The sequence below is a fragment of the Psychrobacter sp. AOP31-B2-9 genome (genome assembly GCF_052378005.1).
Lineage (GTDB): Bacteria > Pseudomonadota > Gammaproteobacteria > Pseudomonadales > Moraxellaceae > Psychrobacter.
On record NZ_JBQSXG010000154.1, the window covers coordinates 1 to 6570 of the forward strand.

Below are 6570 nucleotides of genomic sequence, written 5' to 3' on the forward strand. Positions count from 1 at the left end.
TTATGATTATTTTAAAAGTGCAGCCTTGGTACACTCCGCAATTCATCATTCCCATACTAGGATTAATATTGGGCAACTCTCTCACTGCTATTGCTTTGACTAGCAACCAACTGATTGAATCTTTTTATGAGCAGCGGGGGCGTATCGAGATGATGCTAAGCCTATCTGCGCGGCCATTTGAAGCGGTACACGAGCCTATACGCTCGGCCATTATCACTGGTATGACGCCAACATTAAACTCTATGCTAGTCGTTGGTATCGTCAGTTTGCCGGGCATGATGACAGGACAAATTCTTGCGGGGGCTGATCCTACTCAAGCCGTTCGTTACCAAATAATAACGATGTTTTTTGATATGTGTGAGTAGCACGCTTGGTTGTACAATCAATGCCCTACTCATTTATCGACGTTTTTTTAATAAAAGCTATCAATTTATCCCACCATGAATGACTCACCACCTATAGCGTTAGAGATAAAGAATTTATGCCTTAATGTGTTAAATACTGCCTCATAACTTCCATTGTAACGCTCGCCTCATGTTGAAAGTATCCCACTATATATTTGATTTTATGAATATATTTATTTTAATTTATGTACTACCCAGTACGACAAACCAATGTTTACTTGATCCACATTCATGATAGTGTACTCATTAATAATCACTTTATTTTTGAATACTCAAACCGTGGCTTGTTAATTACTACAATGGCGTGCCTAAGACGATTTATCCCAATAGGTACAACAGTATTAAAGAGCTCTATGAGGAATGCTTTGGAAAGTCTTACTGGTTACAAATCTCCGCATCATATTGAATTTGTAAATGAATTACCAAAGAGACATATAAGTAAGGTGTTGCTGCAAAGATTATAAAAGAATATCGAATAATTCCCAAAAAAAATAAACATAAGTTTTTTAAATAAGGGCGTTTGATACTATTGGTAGAACGCTCTGAACTGTAAAAATAGATAATTTCTATGCAGAAACCTGCCCTGTTATAACCATATTGTTAAAACTATCACCCAATAAATTGCCTTAAAAGAGTAATACTGGTTATAATGACTATTATTCTCAATAAAAATAACCGACTACAACATCTTATCGACCATTTATCTCAAAATAGTTGCAACATATATATTTAAATTAATCAAATTTAAATATAAACTATCAAGTATTATATTGGCATAAAAAAATCAATTGTAGTTATGTTAATGTGTTGTCAAAATAAGTTGCTTTACTTTTTTTCAGTCTCAAAAAAAATACCTAACCGTTTAATCTACTTAGATTATGATTCTTTGCGGTTAAATGAATTTGTAATTAAAAAGCTATAGATATAAAGGCCAGCGTATTCTAACAGTCTGTGAAACCATATCATGTCACTCAGCAAGCCATTGCTCTCACAGCAACGATCTGTATTGTTTGACACGAATGTGACTACCTTTTTATAGAACCTTAACTTAATCTCAGCATTTAAGAACGCTAAGTATGACAGTTGATAAACCTTGGCTTGCTCAATACCCAAAAAATGTACCTAAAACCATCAATCCAGATCAATATGCAAATCTGATTGAGTTATACGAGGAATGCTTTGACCGTTTCCGTCCCCATCCTATGACTATCTGTATGGGTGTTACTCATACTTATGGTGACGTGGACAAAGCATCACTTGCAGTTGCCGCATGGTTACAAGCTCAAGGTATTCCTAAAGGCAGTGTCGTAGCATTAATGATGCCAAACGTTCCGCAATACTTACCTACAATGATTGGTATATTGCGCGCAGGATACGTATGTACGCCTGTTAATCCATTATACACTGGCCGTGAGCTACGCCATCAGTTAAACGATTCAGGTGCCCAGACTATTTTTGTGGTGGATAATTTTGCCCAAGCACTTGAGCAAGTTATTGACGAGACAAACATCAGGCGCATTGTTCTCTCAAAAATGGGCGATATGATGGGACTAAAAGGTATTTTAGTCAATACCGTTATCCGTCAGGTGAAACGCTTAGTCCCCAAGTATAATCTTAATGACCCAAAATATCAGGTTACTAAGTTTCCTGAAGTGCTTAAAAAAGGCAAAAACCTACCTGTTCAATCGCCAAAAACCACCATGCAACAAAAAGCTATCTTGCAATATACGGGTGGAACGACAGGACTATCCAAAGGGGCGATTTTATCACAGCGTAATATCGTTTCTGCTGCTCTACAGTCAGAAGCATGGTACCGCCCTGTCACTTCAGAAATTAACGAAGTCTATATCAATATGGTGATGGCTCTACCGCTATATCATATTTTTGCATTTATGCTGAGTTTGCTTGGTATGCGTTCAGGCTACACCTTTATATTGGTGCCAAACCCACGCGATATGTCAGGCTTTGTTAAAACATTATCAAAACAACCGTTTCATATTATTCCTGCTGTCAACACACTATTCAAAGGCTTACTCGATCAGCCAAACTTTAAAGATTTGGATTTTAGCTCACTACGCATATCACAAGCAGGTGGTATGGCAGCAACTGAACAGACCGCGGCTAAATGGTTGGCAGTCACTGGTTGCCCAATGATTGAAGGTTGGGGCATGACTGAAGGTGTTGCTGCTGGTACAGCCAACGTCATCACTGACCGTAAATTCAACGGTACAATTGGTATACCCGTTCCTAGCGTCGATGTCATCGTTGCTGACGATAATGGTAAACATGTGGGATTCAATCAAGCAGGAGAAATGTGTATAAAAGGTCCTAATGTGACCTCAGGCTACTTTAATAAAGACAGTAGCAACGATTTCACCACTGATGGTTATTTCCGCACTGGTGACATTGTCAGCATGGATGAACAAGGTTATATCACCCTACTTGACCGCAAAAAAGATATGATTTTGGTTTCAGGCTTTAACGTTTTTCCAAATGAAATTGAATCCGTCATGCTTGACTACAAAGGCATTATTGACTGTGCGGTAATTGGTATTCCAGATAGCCGCCAAGGCGAAGCTGTCAAAATTTATGTTGTCCCGAGCGATGATGATGTCACCAAAAATGATATTAGAGAATATGCTTTGGAAAACCTCACTGGTTACAAATGTCCGCGTCATATTGAATTCATCAATGAACTACCAAAGAGCAATATTGGTAAAGTATTGCGGAAAAAATTGCGCGAAAAACATATATCAGATAACCCTCAAACACTATAACGTCTGAACGTCATAGTGTTTGAATTAAAAAAAGCCCTCTACTTATCAAGTAAAGGGCTTTTTTAATATTTTGATGACTGACTATTAGTTCATCTTATTAACCAGCCGTAATGGTAAGTGTTTCATAGCCTGCCCGACAACTGACCAAGGCAAGCTTGGTACACACGCTTCATCTACGCCAGCTTCAATCGCTGCGACGATTGCTTTGGTACCTGTTTCAGCATCTACTTCAAACGGCAGTGGCTTGGCATTTTCATTGATTTCGGTACGAATATAACCTGGATAAATAGTGGAAACTTTAATCGGCAACTTTGTTAATAGCATATCAGCACGAATACCTTCTGCCAAATAAGCCAATCCCGCCTTGGCAGCACCATAAGCCGTCAGATGCTTAGGCAAGCCACGCATCGCAGACATACTAGATATCACAACCAAATGACCAGCATTCTGTGTTCGAAAAACATTCATAGCCGCTTCACACTGTGCTAAGGCTGATACGAAATTTATTTCAACGGTACGGCGGTTGGTTTCAAAACGACCTTTGCCAATACGGCGACTCTCGCCAACACCTGCATTCACAACAACTTTATCAATATGACCAAAATCAGCAGTAAAGGCATCAAACACTTCAAAAATCGAACTGTAATCACTGACATCTAAGGCTCGATGCTCGATACGAATATTAGGATATGCTGCTACCAATTCTGATTTTAGACCCTCCAAACGATCTATACGACGCGCGCATATCGCAAGATTGTAGCCAAGCGCAGCAAAGAGCCTAGTCATCCCTTCCCCCAGACCTGAACTCGCACCTGTGATAAGTACGGTTTTATCTTGTCCAACCTGCTGCTTATTTAGCTTTTGTAAATAGCGTGTTGGCTGAACGGCACCAAATATCTTATTCTTATTTTGTCTGGCTTTTTTGGTGAGCAAATTTATCACTCTACTTTGCATGGACAGTCCTTTTTATATCGACATGAGATCAAAACGATAATCTATAATATCCTAAATTTATAGATTGATTTTGTTTGTTATCAAAATAAACCAACAGCATCCGACCAATGCTATGGCTGACCTTACTCATATAAAGCGCAGTTATGTATCTTAAGCAACTTCCTTGTCGTTGCTGCTATGTTTAACGCCACGTTACGAAAGATTGGCCATCAGAAAATAAATGACTGTATTCGTTTAGAGACAATAAACGTGTACTTTTGTTTTTGACAGTAATGGAAGTGACACCGGTATTGACCAAATTTTTATTCAACTGATATGCGGTTTGACTGCTTTGTTTTAATAGCTGTGCCGTAATAGCTGCTATCACACCCCCTGAGGTAAAAACCAATACCGTATTATCAGCATCCAAGTTAAGATTGGCTATCTGAATACAAACCTGTTCAAGTGCTTGCTGAGCGCGGTGATTAAACTGCGGCCAACTTTCTAGATAATCCTGATCGTTGTCACCACCATGCCAACGCTGCATCGCCTGATCAAACAACTCAGCTAAACGGGTCGCTGGCACCTCTGCTTTAGCAATCTCAGCTGCAATCGCGCCTTTATTAATAAACGCAGGATCCGATTTGACAAACACGTCTTTATGATTGAATTCATCAAACTGCGGTAAAATATAACTATCAGGCTCACGCATGCTCGTAGACGTGTTGCGACTATTTTTAATAGTCATAGATGACTGATAACTGGCCAAAAAATGCTGAGCAGAATCCTGCTGTCTCACCAGACTCCCTGTAAATATGGCATCGATACGGCGTTGTGTGGCCGCATAGTGCTGACCCAGCATTTTTGCTTGTGTGATACCTAACTCTGAGAGCTGATCGTAATTCTCTTGTCCAAATGATGCCTGGCCGTGACGTGCTAAAAGGATGGTTGTCATATTAATATTGCCTGTTTTCTATGCCTTTCTATAAGGTGCTTTATATATGTAGCTGCAGCTATGCGCTTTTTGATACGAAAAAAACACTTTGTAGCTGTAACCATGAACATAATGGCTACAAATACCTCGTAATATTGTAGGTAAGCTAAGCATACATAGCGTCAGCATAGCCTTTCGGTAATGTACTCTTTACCAGCGCTTGCACCTCACTCGGCAACTGCTCCATACTTTCGGCATCTATCTTAATATCTGACGAATGTGCTGTTAAATATGCGGTAAATGATGCATCACCTTCAAATGCCGCAATGAGCTTTAAAGATTTAGCATGCAACATGTGAACCACTATCCACATACTCTCAAAAACTGGGTTTGAGGTTTGTTTGTTATAAAAACGATAATAAATCTGCTGAATAATACCAGCCAAACGAAATAAGCCAAATACCTCATAAAACGTCCAATTAGAGACTTGCAGACCTGTTTTTGTCAGGTAATAGTCCACTACTTCATTGCGGGTCATCATACCGTCTAAATGTGTCGGTTGACGACGTGACTGCTGCATCACTGCATCATCATCAGCCTCTATCCAATAAGCAAGGGCACTGCCCAATTCCATTAGCGGATCACCTAGCGTTGCCATCTCCCAATCAAGCACTCCGATCACTCGTGTGGGATCTTCTGCATCTAAAATAACATTGTCAAAGCGCCAATCGTTATGAATCACGCAGGTCTTGATATCTGCTGGTGTATGACCAGTGAGCCATTGGCCAACTAGGCCAAAGCTAGGAACATTAGGCGTTTTAGCTTTAGCATAACGTTTGTTCCAGCCACCAACTTGTCGTGCGCAGTAGCCATCACCACGTCCTAACGCTACTAAGTTAGGATGATTGCTATAATCAACTTGATGTAGCTCTATTAAAGCATCAATAACATTGGTACATAACTCACGGATTTGGGCTGGATTAAGATTGATATCTTTGGGTAAATTGGCACGTGGGATGATGCCTTCAACACGCTCCATCACATAGAAATCATCACCAATAACCGACTCATCTTGACACAACGCAATCATTTCTGGCACATAGGGATATGCATCCTTCAATGCGGCTTGAACTGTGTATTCACGCACCATATCATGAGCAGATTTGGCTTTGGTTCCCTTTGGGGGACGACGTAATATCAAATCTTGGTTGTCATACTTCAGACGATATGTCCAATTGGATGCGCCTCCGGAAAACTGAGTAACCTCAGGTTCACCTTGAATATTCACACCCTGTGCGCGTAACCAGCTACTGACTGCCTGTACATCTAGAGACTCACCATCACGAACCGCGCCACCGATGTCCAAAACCTTTGTGTTTTTTGCAATGCTGTCAGTCGTAGCAGCATCATTCGTGGCACTATTATTTGTGGGACTGCTATTAGTCGCCATAAGACATTCCTTATCTATATTTAATGATAATCACTTACATATAAATCAGATACGGTTTTAACCTACTATCTC

Annotated in this window: 5 protein-coding genes; 2 read left to right on the forward strand and 3 right to left on the reverse strand. The window is 40.1% G+C overall.

All coding sequences use genetic code 11. The annotated features are described in order from the left end of the window. Both ACT3SX_RS13015 and ACT3SX_RS13020 read left to right on the forward strand, forming a co-directional pair. A partial coding sequence (locus ACT3SX_RS13015; RefSeq protein WP_263972672.1) for an ABC transporter permease occupies positions 1 to 365 on the forward strand: 365 nt, incomplete at its 5' end. 1115 nt (positions 366 to 1480) lie between these two features. Then, positions 1481 to 3181, forward strand: a complete 1701-nt coding sequence (locus ACT3SX_RS13020) for an AMP-binding protein (protein ID WP_192520514.1) — start codon at positions 1481 to 1483, stop codon at positions 3179 to 3181. An 84-nt stretch (positions 3182 to 3265) separates the two neighbouring features. Here the strand turns inward: ACT3SX_RS13020 and ACT3SX_RS13025 are convergent, their stop codons facing one another. The 3 genes from ACT3SX_RS13025 to ACT3SX_RS13035 form a co-directional block, all read right to left on the reverse strand. Beyond that, on the reverse strand, positions 3266 to 4135 hold the full coding sequence (locus tag ACT3SX_RS13025; protein WP_192520513.1) for an SDR family oxidoreductase: 870 nt from the start codon (positions 4133 to 4135) through the stop codon (positions 3266 to 3268). A gap of 181 nt (positions 4136 to 4316) precedes the next feature. Further along, positions 4317 to 5069 (reverse strand): histidine phosphatase family protein, encoded by a 753-nt coding sequence (locus ACT3SX_RS13030; protein WP_192520512.1) that lies wholly within the window; start codon positions 5067 to 5069, stop codon positions 4317 to 4319. Between the two features lie 145 nt (positions 5070 to 5214). After that, entirely contained in the window at positions 5215 to 6498 is a 1284-nt protein-coding gene (locus ACT3SX_RS13035) for a phosphotransferase family protein (RefSeq protein WP_192520511.1), read from the reverse strand. Positions 6499 to 6570: the final 72 nt, after the last annotated feature.